Source organism: Paractinoplanes rishiriensis (assembly GCF_016862375.1).
GTDB classification, from domain to species: domain Bacteria; phylum Actinomycetota; class Actinomycetes; order Mycobacteriales; family Micromonosporaceae; genus Actinoplanes; species Actinoplanes rishiriensis.
The window spans coordinates 159692-175103 of record NZ_BOMV01000073.1 but is presented as its reverse complement, the minus strand read 5'-3'; the positions used below and the strand labels follow the sequence as shown (position 1 = coordinate 175103).

The following is a 15412-nucleotide window of genomic DNA, read 5'->3' as shown; positions in this document are numbered from 1 at the left end:
CAAAGCCTATATTCCCCGTAGGGATTGGAGAGCACATGCCGGACAGACCACCACTGCACTTCGCCGCCTTTGTGATGAACACGGCCAGCCACATCATCCAGGGCACCTGGCGCCGGCCCACCGCGCGCCAGGCCGACTTCAACAGCCTCGGCCTCTGGGTCGACCTGGCGAAGACGCTCGAGCGCGGCGGCTTCGACGCGATCTTCTTCGCCGACGTGGTCGGGCTGTACTCGCCCTACCGCGGCGACGAACGCAAGTACGTCGAGGTGGGCCTCCAGGTCCCGAGCAACGACCCGTCGGTGCTGGCCAGCGCGATCGCGTACGCCACCGAGCACCTGGGCATCGCGTTCACGGCCTCGATCCTGCAGGAACACCCGTTCAACTTCGCCCGCCGGATCTCCACCCTCGACCACGCCAGCAACGGCCGGGTGGCCTGGAACATCGTCACCAACTACCTGCCCAACGCCTCGCGCAACTTCGGGCTGGACGGCCTGACCAAGCACGACGAGCGGTACGCCTGGGCGGACGAGTACGTCGACGTCGCGTACAAGCTCTGGGAAGGCTCCTGGGAGGACGACGCGCTGCTGCAGGACCGGGCCACCGGCATCCACGCGGACTACGACAAGATCCACCGGATCAACCACGAGGGCCCGCGCTACCGGGTCGAGGGCCCCCACCTGGTCAGCCCGTCGCCGCAGCGCACGCCGCTGCTGTTCCAGGCCGGCGCCTCGGAGGCGGGCCGCACGTTCGCGGCGAGGAACGCCGAGGCGATCTTCATCGTGGCGCCGAACACCGGCGCCGCCGCCCGGGACACCGCGGACATCCGCGCACGGGCCGTCCGGCACGGGCGCTCCCCGTACGACCTCAAGTTTTTCCAGGGTTTGCATTTTGTGGTGGGCTCGACCGAGGAGGAGGCGCAGCGCCGGAGCGACGAACTCGACGAGTGGATCGACTACGACGCGCAGCTGTCGCACATGTCCGGCGCGGTCGGCATCGACTTCGGGCACGAGGACCTGGACCGGCCGGTCGGCGAGCTGCGCACCGAGGGCGTGCAGTCGATCGTCGGCTGGATCAAGGACCTGGTCACCGACCGGGTACCCACGCTGCGCGACGTCGCCCACTACACCGCGCGTAACGGCCGGGTCACCGGCACCCCGGAGCAGATCGCCGACCAGCTGGACCGCTGGCGGGACGCCGGGGTGGACGGGATCAACGTGGTCAACGCCGAGATACCGGGCAGCTACGTCGAGTTCGTCGAGCACGTCATTCCGGTGCTGCGCAAGCGCGGCCTGGCCCGGCACGACTACGCCGAGGGCACGCTGCGGCAGAAGCTGTTCGGCCGCGGCGACCGGCTGCCGGACAGCCACCCCGCCGCCCGCTACCGGGGAGCGTTCCGATGACCAAGCGCCTGATCCTCAACCTGTTCGAGATGAACTGCGTCAGCCACATCACGCACGGGCTGTGGCGGCTGCCCGGCAACCACCGGGAGCGGTTCAACGACATCGAGTACTGGACCGAGCTGGCGAAACTGCTCGAGGCGGGCGGCTTCGACGCGGTGTTCCTGGCCGACGTGATCGGCACCTACGACGTGTTCCGCGGGTCGGCGGCCACCGCGATCCGGGAGGGCCTGCAGATCCCCAACAACGACCCGGCCTCGGTCGTCCCGGCGATGGCCGCGGTGACCAGGCACCTGGGTTTCGGCATCACCTTCTCGACCACGTACGAGCCGCCGTTCGCCTGGGCCCGCCGGCTGAGCACCCTGGACCACCTCACCAAGGGCCGGGTGGGCTGGAACATCGTCACGTCCTACCTGCCCAACGCCGCCCGGAACTTCGGGCACGACGGCGAGGTCGAGCACGACGAGCGGTTCGAGCGGGCCGACGAATACCTGGACGTCCTCTACAAGCTGTGGGAGGGCTCCTGGGACGACGACGCGATCGTTGCCGACCGGGACGGAAACGTCTACGCCGACGCCAGCAAGATCCGCCCGATCCACCACGAGGGCCGCTGGTACTCCGTCGAGGGGCCGCACCTGCCGTCGCCGACCCGGCAGCGGACCCCGGTGCTGTTCACCGCGACCGCCAGCGCGGCCGGCACGAGGTTCGCCGGCAAGCACGCCGAGGTGGTGTTCACCGGCGGGCCGGACACCGCGTTCCTGCAGAAGACCATCGCCGGCATCCGGGCGGCGGCCGTCGCGGCCGGCCGCCGGGCGGAGGACGTCCGGTTCGTCACCATGGCCGGCGTGGTGGTGGCGCCCACCGAGGCCGAGGCCAAGGCCAAACTCGCCCGCTACCAGGAACTCACCAGCCGGGACGGCTACCTGGCGCACGCCAGCCTGCCCTGGGACCCGGCCGCGCACCCGCCGGAGGCGACGCTGGCCGAGGTCGGCGCCGGCGAGGGCCGGGCCGGCCGGTTCCGGGCGTTCGACCCCGAGCAGACCGTCGGCGAATACCTGGCCGGCTTCGGCGACCTGGGCCGGCAGCCGCTGCTCGCGGTCGGCACCCCGGAGCGGGTGGCCGACGAGATCGAGCGCTGGCTCGACGAGGTCGGCATCGACGGGATCAACCTGCTCCAGTACCACTCCTACGACACCGCCCGGGACTTCATCGAGTACGTCGTCCCGGTTCTGCGGCAGCGTGGCCGCCTCCGCCGCGAGTACGACGAGCACGAGTCCCTCCGCGACCGGATCTTCGGCGCCGGGGACCGGCTGCCCGACCGGCACTTCGCCACCCGTTACCGCGGCGGCGCCCATCTGCCCGAGCCCGTTCTTCAAAAGGAAACAGTGCGATGAGACTCAGCCGCGCCATAGCCGCCCTCACCGTCGCCGGCCTGGCCGCCGGATGCGGTGCCGGTGAGGCCGCGTCCGCCGGCGGCACCCCGCAGACCGGCGGCACGATCATCTACGGTCACGTCCAGGAGCCGCCGTGCATCTTCGGCGGCTGGATCCAGCAGGCGTACATCTCCCGCCAGGTGCTCGACAACCTGGTGACGCTGGCCGACGACGACACGGTCAAGCCGTGGCTGGCGACCGCGTGGACGGTCTCGCCGGACGGCCTGAAATACACGTTCACCCTCAAGGACGGCGTGAAGTTCACCGACGGCACTCCGGTCGACGCGGCCGCCGTCGCCTGGAACTTCGACTACTGGGAGAACAAGGGCGGCAACGGCACCGCGAAGGTGTCCATCGACCCCTACTACAAGGCCGCCAAGGCGATCGACCCGGCGCACGTCGAGATCAGTCTGAACAAGCCGTACCCGCCGTTCCTGACCCTGATCACCCAGGGCTACTTCGGCATCCAGTCGCCGACCGCGTTCCAGAGCCGCACCGAGAAGGAGAACTGCGAGAAGCCGATCGGCTCGGGCGGTTTCGTGGTCAAGGAGTGGAAGCACGGCGAGGAGGTCGTGCTGGCCAAGAACCCGGCCTACACGTCCTGGCCGGCCACCGCGAAACACCAGGGCCCGGCGATCGTCGACGAGGTGCGCTGGAAGTTCGTCGCCGACCCGGTGGCCCGCTATGCGTCGCTGAGCACCGGCGAGTCGCACGTGGTCTACGAGGTGCCGACGGTGAACTGGAAGGACGCCCAGTCGCGGTACCAGACCATCCGCTACATCACGCCCGGCAAGCCGGTGTCGTTCTACATCAACACCAAGGCCGGGCCGTTCACCGACAAGCTGGTCCGGCAGGCGTTCGCCTACGGCGCCGACCGGAAGGCCGCGGTCGAGGCGGGCTTCCACGGGGTGATCCCGTACGAGGGCAACCCGGCGGTCAGCCAGGCCACGCCGGGCTACGACGCCGAGGTCGCCAAGGCGTACGCCTACGACCCGGTCAAGGCCGGTCAGCTGCTCGACCAGGCCGGCTGGACCACCCGCAACGCGGCCGGCACGCGGACCAAGAACGGCACGCCGCTGACCATCCGGCTGGTCTACGGTGCCGCGTTCATCTTCACCCAGGAGGGCGCGACCGTCCTGCAGGTGCTCCAGGAGCAGTGGAAGCAGATCGGCTTCGACGTCAAGCTGGTCCCGGCCACCCAGGCCGAGCTGTGGGGCGGCAAGTACTCCGACCCGAGCACGTACGACGCCACCCCGTCCTACTGGACCAGCCCCAGCTCGGCCATCCTCTGGATCGTCTGGCGGCCGTCGGTGACCGACAACCCGAACTTCAACAACCGGTCGTTCTTCAACAACGAGACGCTGTCGCAGACCATCCAGCAGGCCAACACCGAGCCGGACACCGCCAAGGCGAACGCCCTCTACGGCCAGGCCCAGAAGATCATCCAGGACGACGCGGCCGGCATCGGGCTCTACACCCAGAACTCGACGTACGCGGTGGCGCCGAACCTGAAGGACGTGTGGCTGGAGAAGAGCCAGGGCGAGCCGGTCTTCTCCGACGCGTACTTCACGAAGTGAGCCGGTGATGATCCGGCGTTTCGCCACCAAACTGGCCTCCTCGGTGGCCGTGATCGTCGCGGCCGCCTCGGTGACCTTCTTCGCCCAGCTGGCCGTGCCGGGCGACCGGGCCACCGCGCTGATGAACCTGCAGACCGGGCAGGAGAAGGCGTGGACGGCCGAGGAACTGGCCCCGCTGAACGAGAAGTTCGGGTTCGACGACCCGATCCTGACCCAGTACCTCAGCTACCTCACCGGCCTGTTCCAGGGTGACCTCGGCACGTCGTACACCCAGAAGCGGCCGGTGACCGAGGTGATCGGCGGGCAGCTGCTGCCGAGCCTGACGCTGACCGTCGCGGCGCTGCTGGTCGCCTGGGTGCTGGCGCTGCTGGTCACCCTGGCGACCGCCCGGCGGGGGAGGGTCCTGTCCAGCCTGGGCAGCGCGTGGGAGGCGCTGACCGCCAGCCTGCCGCACTACTGGGTTGGCGTGGTGCTGCTGGTGGTGTTCGCGGTCCAGCTGCGGATCTTCCCGATCATCGGGGGCACCACCGCGTGGGGCACGGTGCTGCCGGTCCTCACCCTGGCGATCCCGCTGGCCGGCTTCCTCGGCCAGGTCACCCGGGACGAGTTCGTGCAGGTGATGGACCAGCCGTTCGTGACCACGGCGCGGACCCGGGGGATGTCCGATCTGGGGGTACGCCTGCGGCACGTGCTCCGGCACGCCGTGCTCCCGGCGATCACGCTGTCCGGCTGGGCGCTGGGCGCGCTGATCTCCGGCGCGGTGATCGCCGAGAACATCTTCGGCCGGCCGGGGATCGGGCAGGTGCTGGTCACCGCGGTCAACACCCGCGACCTGCCGACCGTCACCGGGATCGTGCTGCTGGTGGCGGCGGTCTACGTGGTGGCCAACCTGCTGGTCGACCTGGCCTACTCGCTGATCGACCCGAGGCTGGCCCGATGACCACGCTGGCCCTTCCCCGGATGCGCTCGCTGCCGTCGGCCGGCACCGTGCTGGCGCTGCTCGTGGTGGTGTTCGTGCTGGTCGCCGCGGTCGCCCCGGGCCTGCTCACCGACCGCAGCCCGACCGCGATCGACCTGCACAACACCCTGCAGCCGCCGTCCTGGCGGCACCCGTTCGGCACCGACGACGCCGGCCGGGACCTGCTCACCCGGGTGATCCACGGCTCCCGGCAGTCGCTCGGCATCGGGCTCGGCGCGACCGCGCTGGCGTTCCTGATCGCGGTGCTGCTGGGCTTCACCGCGGCGCTGGCCGGCGGGATCGTCGACGGCGCCATCACCCGGGTGATCGAGGTCGCGTTCGCCTTCCCGGCGCTGCTGCTCGGCCTGCTGATCATCGCGATCCGCGGTCCGTCGCTGGCCACCGCGATCGTCGCGGTGGGCATCGGCTCGGCGCCGGGCTACGCCCGGATGGTCCGGGGACAGGTTCTGGCCGTACGCCAGGCCGGCTTCATCGAGGCGGCGGCCGCGCTCGGGCACTCCCGTTTCGCGGTGATCCGCCAGCACCTGTTCCCGAACGCCATGCGGCCGCTGGTCGCGGTGCTGACCCTGGGCGTCGGCCAGTCGATCGTCTGGGCGGCCGGCCTGTCGTTCCTCGGCCTCGGGGTGCCCCCGCCCAGCTCGGAGTGGGGCGCGCTGCTCGACGCGGGCCGGCTGCACATCACCACCTCGTGGTGGCTGGAGATCCTGCCCGGCCTCGTGATCGTCCTGGTGGCGCTCTCGGTGACGTCACTGGGCCGCACCCTGCAGAACCGACTCGGAGGAGCGTCGCAATGACCACCGTGGACTACCTGGCAGACCCGGTCGAGCAGGACGGCCGCGAACCCGGCGCCGCCCTGCTGCGGGTCGAGAACCTGCGCGTGGCCTTCGGGGACACCGAGGTCGTCAAGGGCATCTCGTTCACCGCCCGGCCGGGCGGCTGCCTGGCCATCGTCGGCGAGTCCGGGTCCGGCAAGAGCGTCACCGCCCGCACCCTGGTGGGGCTGACCGGGGCGCGGTCCCGGGTAAGCGCCGACCGGCTCGACCTCGACGGCCACGACCTGCTGACCACCGGCGAGCGGGCCTGGCGGAGCCTGCGCGGCCGGCGGGCCGGCTTCGTGCTGCAGGACGCGCTCGTCTCGCTCGACCCGCTGCGCCGGGTCGGCGACGAGGTGGCCGAGCCGCTGCGGCTGCACGGCCGGGGCGACCGGGCCGCCCGGCAGGCCCGGGCGATCGAGCTGCTCGCGTCGGTCGGCGTCCCGGAACCCGAGGTCAAGGCCAGCCAGCGGCCCTACGAGCTGTCCGGCGGCCTGCGCCAGCGGGCCCTGATCGCCTCGGCGATCGCGCTGGACCCGCCGCTGCTGATCGCCGACGAGCCGACCACGGCCCTCGACGTCACGGTCCAGGCCCAGGTGCTCGACCTGCTCGCCGCGGCCAAGGACCGCGGCACGTCGCTCATCCTGATCAGCCACGACCTCTCGGTGGTGGCCCGGATGGCCGACGAGGTCGCGGTGATGCGGGACGGCGTGATCGTCGAGCACGGCCCGGCCGCCCAGGTGCTGCGCCGCCCGCGGCACGAATACACCCGCAAGCTGCTCGACGCGATCCCGTCCGAGCACACCCGCGGCACCCGGCTGACCAGCCCGGTGCCCCGGAAACGGCGGCCGGTCGACCCGGACCGGCCGGTGCTGCAGGGCCGGCACCTCACCAAGGTCTTCCGCGGCCCCGACAAGGTGGACCGGACCGTCGTCGACGACGTCTCGTTCGACCTGTTCGCCGGCGAGACGCTCGGCGTGGTCGGCGAGTCCGGCTCCGGCAAGACCACGCTGGCCCGGATGGCGCTGGCCATCCTGCAGGCCACCGCGGGCGAGGCGGTGCTGCACGGCAAGCCCTGGACGGCGCTGCCGCCGGCCCGGCGCCGGCTGCTGCGCCAGCAGATCGGGGTGGTCTACCAGGACCCGCTCAGCTCGTTCGACCCGCGCTGGCCGGTGGGCCGGATCCTCACCGACGCGCTCACCACCGCGGCCCGGCCGCCGAGCTCCCGGGCCGAGGCCCGCGAACGGGCCGTCCGCCTCCTCGAACAGGTCGGGCTCGGCGAGCAACATCTGACCGCGGCGCCGCTGCGGCTCTCCGGCGGCCAGCGGCAGCGGGTGGCGATCGCCCGGGCGCTGGCGCCGGAGCCGACGGTGCTGGTCTGCGACGAGCCGGCCTCCGCGCTCGACGTCTCGATCCAGGCCCAGGTGCTCGACCTGCTCACCGACCTGCAGGACGAGCTGGGCGTGAGCTACCTGTTCATCTCGCACGACCTGGGGGTGATCCACCACGTGAGCGACCGGATCCTGGTGATGAAGGACGGCAAGGTGGTCGAACACGGCGCCGCCGACGATGTCTTCGAACGGCCGCAGCACCCGTACACGCGGCGGCTGGTCACCGCGGTGCCCCGGCTGGGGCCGGCATGACCGCCCAACTGGACCGCGCGACGGTGCCCCGGCTCGGTGCGGACGAGGCGGTGGCGGCCGCCGCGGAGTTCGCCGCCGAGTTCGCCCGGGACGCGGCCGACCGGGACGCCCGCCGGATCCTGCCGCTGGCCGAGCTGGACCGGCTCAGCGGGTCCGGGCTGCTGGCCATCACGGTTCCGCGCGAGCACGGCGGGGCCGGCCTGCCGGTGGCGACCGTGGTGGAGGTGGTCCGGCTGCTGTCGGCCGGCGACCCCAACATCGGCCAGATCCCGCACAGCCACTTCGTCTACGTCAACCAGCTGCGGCTTCAGGGGACCGGCGCCCAGCAGCGGCAGCTGTTCGGCGAGGTGCTGGCCGGGCGCCGGTTCGGCAACGCCCAGTCCGAGGCCGGCACCAGGCACGTCCGGGACATCCGCACCACGCTGACCGCGGACGGGCCGGCGCGCTGGCGGCTGGACGGCCGCAAGTTCTATGCCACCGGGGCGCTGCTGGCCCACCGGATCCCGGTGCTCGCCCACCTCGGCCCGGACGGCCCTCTGGTGGTGGCCTGGGTGGATCGGCACGCCGAGGGTGTCCAGGTCGTCGACGACTGGAACGGGCTGGGCCAGCGGACCACGGCCAGCGGCTCGGTGGTGCTGCGCGCGGTCGAGGTCGGCGACGACCTGATCACGCCGTTCGCGGTCACCTTCGAGGGCCCGCAGACGTACGGCGCATTCGCCCAGGTCCTGCACGCCGCCATCGACGCCGGGATCGCGCGCTCCGCTCTGCGTGACGCCGCTGAGTTCGTACGGGAAAAGAGCCGGCCCTATCCCGATGCGAAAGTGGACCGCGCGGCCGATGATCCCCTGGTCGCCCAGGCTTTCGGCGAGATCGAGCTGGCCGTGCGGGGCGCCGAGGCCCTGCTGGGCGCGGCGGCCCGGGCGGTCGACCGGGCCGACCTCGACCTGACCGTGCCGGCCGTGACCGAGGCGTCCCTGGCGGTCGCCGCCGCCCGGGCCGCCACCACCGCCGCCGCTCTCGAGGCCGGCAGCCGGCTGTTCGAGGTGGCCGGCACCCGCTCCGCCGCCGCCGGGACCGGCCTGGACCGGCATTGGCGCAACGCCCGCACCCACACACTCCACGACCCCGCCGCGTGGAAGATCCAGCACCTCGGTCGCTGGGCCGTCGACGGGACCCCGCCACCCAACCACGGACAGGTGTGAGCCATGACCGACCTGAAATTCCACTGGTTCCTGCCCAGCAACGGCGGCGACGGCCGGCACATCGTCGGCGGCGGCCACGGCACCCCCGCCGGATCGAGCGGGCGGCCCGCCTCCGTCGCCTACCTCGGCCAGATCGCCCGCTCGGCCGAGCAGCTCGGCTTCGACGCCGCACTCACCCCTACCGGCGCCTGGTGCGAGGACGCCTGGATCACCACCGCGATGCTCAGCGCGGTCTCCGAGCGGCTGAAGTTCCTGGTCGCGTTCCGGCCCGGCCTGATCTCGCCGTTCCTGGCCGCCCAGATGGCCGGTACCTTCCAGAACCTGTCCGGCGGCCGGCTGCTGCTCAACGTGGTCACCGGGGGAGAGAGCCACGAGCAACGGATGTACGGCGACTTCCTGGACAAGGACACCCGGTACGAGCGGTGCGGCGAGTTCCTGGAGATCGTCCGGGCGCTCTGGTCGGGCAAGCCGGTCGAGTTCGAGGGCCGCCACTTCCGGCTCTCCGACGCGCTCCTCGCCCAGCTCCCCGACCCGCTGCCCGGCATCTACTTCGGCGGCTCGTCACCGGCCGCCCTGGACGTCGCGGCCCGGCACAGCGACGTCTACCTGACCTGGGGCGAACCGCCGGACGCGGTGGCCGCGAAGGTGCGCACGGTGCGCGACCTGGCCGAGCGGCAGGGCCGCAACATCGCCTTCGGCCTGCGGGTGCACACCATCGCCCGGGACACCGCCGAGGAGGCCTGGGCCGAGGCCGGCCGCCTGCTGTCCGGCATCTCCGCGGAGCAGATCCGCGAGGTCCAGGCCGGCCTGCGCCGCAGCGAGTCCGAGGGCCAGCGCCGGATGCTCGCCCTCAACGGCGGCACCAAGGAGTCCCTGGAGATCCACCCGAACCTGTGGGCCGGTGTCGGCCTGGTCCGCGGCGGCGCCGGCACCGCCCTGGTCGGCAGCAACCAGGAGATCGCCGACCTGATCGAGCAGTACGCCGAGGCCGGCATCACCGAGTTCGTGCTCTCCGGCTATCCGCACCTGGAGGAGGCCTACCGGTTCGGCGAGGGCGTGCTCCCCGAACTGTCCCGTCGCGGCCGCTGGCGGCATCCGGCCCCGGTCCGGCAGGTGGCCCCGGCCGTCCCGTTCGGCGGTGTCCGATGACCCCGCTGCGCACCAACCAGGACCTCAACGCCACCCGGCTGCGCGAGGTGTTCGGCATCTTCCCGAGCGGCGTGGTGGCGGTGGCCGCCCTGGTCAACGGCCTGCCGGTCGGCCTGGCCGCGAGCTCGTTCACCTCGGTGAGCCTGGACCCGCCGCTGGTCTCGTTCTCCATCGCGAACGCCTCCAAGACGTGGCCCGACCTGCGCCGCGCCGCCCACCTGGGGGTCACCATCCTGGCCGACCACCACTCCGCGGTGGCCCGCCAGCTGGCCGGCGCGGTCGCCCAGCGCTTCGACGGCCTGCCGGTGACCGCGACCGACGACGGCGCGGTCACCCTCGACGACGGCCTGGCCCACTTCGACACCACCATCTACCGCGAGGTACTGGCCGGCGACCACACGATCGTCCTGCTGCAACTGCACGCGGTCGGCCAGGCGGGTCTGAGCGAACCGTCCCCGCTGGTGTTCCACCGCAGCCGCTTCGGCCGCCTCCAGCTCGGTTAGCGGCATCCGGGCTGGTAGCCGCGCCCGACGACGTACCGGGCCCACTCCCGGGCGGACAGGCCGGCGTCGGTGAGCCGGCAGGCCAGGCCGACCGGATCGGCGCGCAGGGCGGTCTGCGCGGACAGGTCCCACACCCGGATCGTGTAGTCGTGGCCGCCGGTCAGCAGGGTCTTACCGTCGCGGCCGAAGGCGAGCGCGGCCGTACCGCCGCCGGCACCGGCCGGGAGGAAGGGATCACCGATGCGCCGCGGATCGGTGCGGCGGGTGATGTCCCAGAGGGTCAGTCCGCCGTGTTCCTCCGCCTCGCTCGCGACGGCCATCGTCCGGCCGTCGGGCGCGAACGCGACGAGCCCGCCGAACCCGGTCAGCGGGCGGCCGAACCGTCCCGGGTTCGCGGGATCCGACAGGTCGAACAGCACTGTCTTCGCGTCGTCCCCGACGGCGAGCATGGTGCCGTCCGGCGCGAAGGCGAGCGAGACGACCAAGGCTTCGCGGGTCGCGTCGATCGTGGTGATGCGCCGGGGCCGGGCCTTGTCGGTCACGTCGAAGAGGACCGTGCCGACTCCGCCGCCGCCGGGGCCCTTCTGCGTGGCGGCGAGCAGGCGGCCGTCGGGGGAGAGCGCGATCGGCCGGGTGAACCCGGTCAGCGGTGCTCCCTGGCGCCGCGGCCGGCCGGGTACGGACAGGTCCCAGAGGTGGAGCTCGCTGTCCGTATCGTGCGTGTCGGTTCCGGTCACGGCGTACCGGCCGGCGGCGTCGAACTGCGGGAGGACGGGCGTGAAGGGATCGGCGGTGGCCCCGGTCGGCAGCACGGCGAGCCGGTTCGGTGCGCGGCCGGAGCTGAGGTCCCAGAGGGTGGTCTGCTGATTGGCGCTCACCGTGGCCATCAGGCGGCCGTCCGGTGACGTGGTGGCTTCGAACCCGCCGCCGAACTGGGTGCCACCGGCGACGATCAGCCGGTGCAGGGCGGGGCTGCGGCCGGCCCCGCCCGGCGGGGTGCCCGGGACGGTCTGCGCCAGCGCCGGCCGCGCCCGGCCGCGCGCGTCCCAGAGGATCGCCTGCGCGTCCGCCGAGGCGGTGACCAGCGTCCGGCCGTCCGGCGAGAAGGCGACCGCCTCGACCCCCTCGCTGTGGGCCGCCAGCGGTTCGCCGACGACGTCCGGCCGGCCCGGGTCGCTGACGTCCCAGAGCAGGGTGGTCTGGTCGGAGCGGGCCTCGGCCAGGGTCCGTCCGTCCGGAGCGAAGGCGATCGTGCTGATGGCGTCCGGGTGGCGGGTCATCGGCGGGCCGAGGCGGCGGTGGCGGCGCGCGTCCCACAGGGTCAACTGGTTGACCGGGGTGCTGTCCTGGCCCAGGGCGGCGATCACGGTCCCGGCCGGGTTGATCGCGACGGACGTGGTCGGTCCGGTGTCGAGGGACGCGGTGCGCTCCAGCCTCGGCCCGTCGGCAAGCCGCCAGACCCCGGTCTCGCCGCCGCTGTCGGTGCCGTCGCCATGCGCGTTCCCGGTCACCAGGAAGCTGCCGTCGGCCGCTGCCGCCAGACTGTAGACCGGCCCGGCGTCCTCGGCGGCGTTTTCGCTGACCAGGTCCGGCTCGGCGGTGCGGATGTCCCAGAGCCGGAGCGGGCCGCTGCCGCCGAAGGTGGTCACGGTGCTGACCGCGAGCAGGCCGGCACCCGGGAGGAAGGCAAGGCTGGTGCCGATGCCCCGCCACCGCTTCGGCGCCGGCCGGCCCGCGAACGGCCGGGCGGTGTCCCAGAGTGCCAGCTGGGTGGTCTCCGAACCGGTCTGCTCGTGGTGGACGCCGAGCACGGCCAGCCGCCGGGTGCCCGGCTCGAAGGCCAGCGCGGCCACCGGACCGACGCCCGGGTCGACGGGGGCGCCGACCGGTCGCGGCCGGGCCGGGTCGGTCAGATCCCAGAGCCGTACGGTGTGGTCGTCGGAGCCGGTGGCCAGCAGTGATCCGGCGAAGGCCACCGCCTTCACCGCGGCGCGGTGACCGGCCAGCGTGCTGAGGTACCGGGTCGCGGCCAGGGTTCGATACACCGCCTGCTCGGACTCGGGGCTGGACCGGATCCGGGTGCCGGCCAGGCTGAGCCCGAGAGCGGTCCGCGGATCGGACGAGACCAGGCCGTCCGCGAGGGTGGCCAGTTCCCGGGCGGCGGCGATCCCGGCCTGTTCGCGCTGCCGGTCCGCCTGGACCAGGGCGGCCACCGTCGCGGTGCTGACCGCCAGCAGCAGCGCGGTGAGCGTGACGACGACGCCCCAGACCGTGCGCCGCGTGCGGCGGCGTTGCCGGACGTGCTCGCCGGCCAGGGTGTCTTCGTCCACCCCGAGGATCGGTGCCGCCAGTTTCGCAACGGTGTCGCCCAGCTGCGGCCGCTCGTCCGCCGCGGGCACCCGGCTGAGGTCGATCCAGTGCGGCTCGTCCGGGAACACCCCGGCGAGCGTCGGTGGGACCGCGTCGGTGCGCGACCAGTCGAAGTCGTCCCCGCTCCAGTGCACCCGGCCCGAAGTCAGCGCGATGAGCATCCGGTCGGGTGATTTGTTCGCCACCCACCAGGCCACCTCGCGGCGCACCCACACCGAGCCCGCCGCGCCGGGCGAGGCGAGCAGGATGAACCATTCGGCGGCCCGCATCGAATCCACGATGCTGGGCCACAGGCCGGGCGAGGCCGTCAGGTTCGTCTCGTCGCGGAACACCCGCATCCGGCGCGGGTGCCACCACGAGCCCGCGAATCGCTCCAGTTCGCTCTGCAGCGCCGCGGAGAGAAGCCGGTCCTGCGCGTGGCTGTAGGAGATGAATGCCGCATAGCCGTCCGGCGGTGTGCGCTTTGCGCCTAGTTGTCCCACCTCGCGAACTATAGGAACCCCGGCCGGGTGACAGCCGTCCCGGTTGTCCGTTCCCAGGTGACGAGGTGGCGGCTTCAGAACAGCTCGAAATCGTTCGCCGGCGGGCCGTCCGCCGAGTCGAGCGCGGGCGCCTCGGTGTGCGCGAGCTGGTCGATCTGGGCGATCGCGTTCTGCACCTGGGTGATCAGGCCGCTGATGCTGTGCTGCTGGTCGTCGGCCACCGTGCGGACCTGCTCGATGGCGCTCCGCACGCTGGCGATCGCGTCGGTCATGGTGGCCACCGCGCCGGACACGTCGGTGGCGGTCGCGGTGAGCGTGCCGAGCGTCGTGGTGATCCGCTCGGCCGAGCTGGAGGTGTCGTCGGCCAACTTGCGGACCTCGTCGGCGACCACCGCGAAGCCGAGGCCGGCCTCGCCCGCGCGGGCGGCCTCGATGGTGGCGTTGAGCGCGAGCATCCGGGTCTGCCCGGCGATCTGCGCGATCAGCGCCACCATGTCGGTGGCGGTGGGCAGGCTGACGGTGAGCGCCTCGGCGGCCCGGTCGGCCTGCGCGGCGTGGTCGGCCATCTGCTCGGTCGCGGCGTGCGCGGCCGCGGCGCCGGCGTTGATGTTGACCACCGACTCGCGCACGGTGTCGACCTCCCGCACGGCGTCGCCGAGCTGGTAGGCGATACCGCCGATGACCTGTTCCGACTCGGCCTGCATGCGGCGCAGCGTCTCCTCCCGGGACTGCTCCTCGGAGGTCAGCTGCTGCTGCCGCTCGAACTCGCTGCGGCCCCGGGCCGTCACCAGCTCGATCGCCTGCGCCTCGAAGGCGGCGAGCATGCCGTTCACCGCCTGCGCCATCGCCTTGAGGTCGGGGTGCGGCGAATCGGGCACCCGGCCGTTCAGGTCACCGGTCTCCATGATCTCCTCGGCGGCCCGGCGCAGCGGCCGGATGTGCCGGCGCACGCTGCCGTGCACGACGCGCTGGAGCAGCACCGCCAGCACGATCATCACGAGGGCGACGACCACCGCGATCGAGGTGATCGTGCCGACCGCCGCGGCCCGGACCGGCCGCTCCTCCAGCAGCTCGAAGGTGACCGGGACGCCGTCCACCCCGGCGAGGGTGGCCTGCACCGAGACCTCGTCGCCGACCACCGCGGTGTGCACCTGGAGCGGGCCGAGCCGGCTCGGCAGGTCGGCGTGCCGCAGGCTGTCGGCGCGGGGCGAGCCGCGCAGCCGGGTCGGATCCTCGGTGGTCTGGGTGATCAGGTCGAGGCCGGTGGCGTCGAGCGCCCGCAGGAAGATCAGCGAGCCGCTGCCGGGGTCCGCCGGCAGGCCGCAGAACACCGTGGGCGTGCCGCTCGCCGAGGTGACGCCGCAGGTGGCGGTGCCCGCGGCCGCGTCCGGCTCGATCATGCTGCGCAGCACCGCCGGATCGTCCAGGCCGGCCGGCAGCGGCCGGTAGCCGTCGGGCCCGGCCAGCCCGCCGACCCGGAACCGGCCGTCCGGGCCCACCCCGGCGACGCCGGACAGCCGGTAGCGGTCGCGCACCTGGGCGGCCGGGAAGTCCGCCGCGAAACGGCGCTGGTCGGTGTCCGCCACGGCGCGGCCGGCGCCGGAGCCCGCCGCGATGGTGACCCCGATGTCGACGATGCTGGCGGCGCGCTCGCTGAGCGCGATCCGCAGCTCCTCGGCCTCCTTGACCAGCAGATGCTGTTCCACCCGGTCGAACGAGCGCAGGGTGATCACGGACAGCGGGGTCATCAGCCCGGCGAGCACGACGGCGAGCAGAGCGAGGATGCGCCAGCCCCCGAAAGCCTCCACGACACTAGGTTCGGCGCTTACCGTCCGGTGCTGAGCCGTTCCGCCCCGCGCGTCCCC

At 72.8% G+C, this 15412-nt stretch carries 11 protein-coding genes; 9 read left to right on the top strand and 2 right to left on the bottom strand.

Features of this window, described 5'->3' with window-relative positions:
* Positions 1 to 35: 35 nt before the first annotated feature.
* From Ari01nite_RS34980 to Ari01nite_RS34940, 9 genes are read left to right on the top strand one after another with little or no spacing between them, the layout of a single operon-like run.
* The gene (locus tag Ari01nite_RS34980; protein WP_239163286.1) at positions 36 to 1400 is read left to right on the top strand and encodes an LLM class flavin-dependent oxidoreductase; all 1365 of its coding nucleotides are present in this window, start codon (positions 36 to 38) and stop codon (positions 1398 to 1400) included.
* Entirely contained in the window at positions 1397 to 2791 is a 1395-nt protein-coding gene (locus Ari01nite_RS34975; protein WP_203786540.1) for an NtaA/DmoA family FMN-dependent monooxygenase, read from the top strand. The genes Ari01nite_RS34980 and Ari01nite_RS34975 overlap by 4 nt, the downstream gene beginning before the upstream one ends.
* The gene (locus Ari01nite_RS34970; protein ID WP_203786539.1) at positions 2788 to 4407 is read left to right on the top strand and encodes an ABC transporter substrate-binding protein; all 1620 of its coding nucleotides are present in this window, start codon (positions 2788 to 2790) and stop codon (positions 4405 to 4407) included. Before Ari01nite_RS34975 ends, Ari01nite_RS34970 begins: the two co-directional genes overlap by 4 nt.
* A 7-nt stretch (positions 4408 to 4414) precedes the next feature.
* Positions 4415 to 5347: an ABC transporter permease gene (locus tag Ari01nite_RS34965; protein WP_203786538.1), complete on the top strand. Its 933-nt coding sequence runs from the start codon at positions 4415 to 4417 to the stop codon at positions 5345 to 5347.
* Positions 5344 to 6180 (top strand): ABC transporter permease, encoded by an 837-nt coding sequence (locus tag Ari01nite_RS34960; RefSeq protein WP_203786537.1) that lies wholly within the window; start codon positions 5344 to 5346, stop codon positions 6178 to 6180. Before Ari01nite_RS34965 ends, Ari01nite_RS34960 begins: the two co-directional genes overlap by 4 nt.
* Entirely contained in the window at positions 6177 to 7841 is a 1665-nt protein-coding gene (locus Ari01nite_RS34955; RefSeq protein WP_203786536.1) for a dipeptide ABC transporter ATP-binding protein, read from the top strand. The genes Ari01nite_RS34960 and Ari01nite_RS34955 overlap by 4 nt, the downstream gene beginning before the upstream one ends.
* Positions 7838 to 9043 (top strand): SfnB family sulfur acquisition oxidoreductase, encoded by a 1206-nt coding sequence (locus Ari01nite_RS34950; protein ID WP_203786535.1) that lies wholly within the window; start codon positions 7838 to 7840, stop codon positions 9041 to 9043. The genes Ari01nite_RS34955 and Ari01nite_RS34950 overlap by 4 nt, the downstream gene beginning before the upstream one ends.
* 3 nt (positions 9044 to 9046) lie before the next feature.
* Positions 9047 to 10192, top strand: coding sequence for an LLM class flavin-dependent oxidoreductase (locus tag Ari01nite_RS34945; RefSeq protein ID WP_203786534.1), 1146 nt, complete (start codon positions 9047 to 9049; stop codon positions 10190 to 10192).
* Complete coding sequence (locus Ari01nite_RS34940) at positions 10189 to 10695, top strand: flavin reductase family protein (RefSeq protein ID WP_203786533.1); 507 nt, start codon at positions 10189 to 10191, stop codon at positions 10693 to 10695. The genes Ari01nite_RS34945 and Ari01nite_RS34940 overlap by 4 nt, the downstream gene beginning before the upstream one ends.
* On the opposite strand, the gene Ari01nite_RS34935 is transcribed toward Ari01nite_RS34940, so the two are convergent.
* Positions 10692 to 13547 carry a toll/interleukin-1 receptor domain-containing protein gene (locus Ari01nite_RS34935; protein ID WP_203786532.1) on the bottom strand — a complete coding sequence of 952 codons (2856 nt, stop codon included), beginning with the start codon at positions 13545 to 13547 and terminating at the stop codon, positions 10692 to 10694. The two genes, Ari01nite_RS34940 and Ari01nite_RS34935, sit on opposite strands and share 4 nt — an antisense overlap.
* Positions 13548 to 13621: 74 nt before the next feature.
* Positions 13622 to 15355 (bottom strand): methyl-accepting chemotaxis protein, encoded by a 1734-nt coding sequence (locus tag Ari01nite_RS50325; protein WP_239163285.1) that lies wholly within the window; start codon positions 15353 to 15355, stop codon positions 13622 to 13624.
* Positions 15356 to 15412: the final 57 nt, after the last annotated feature.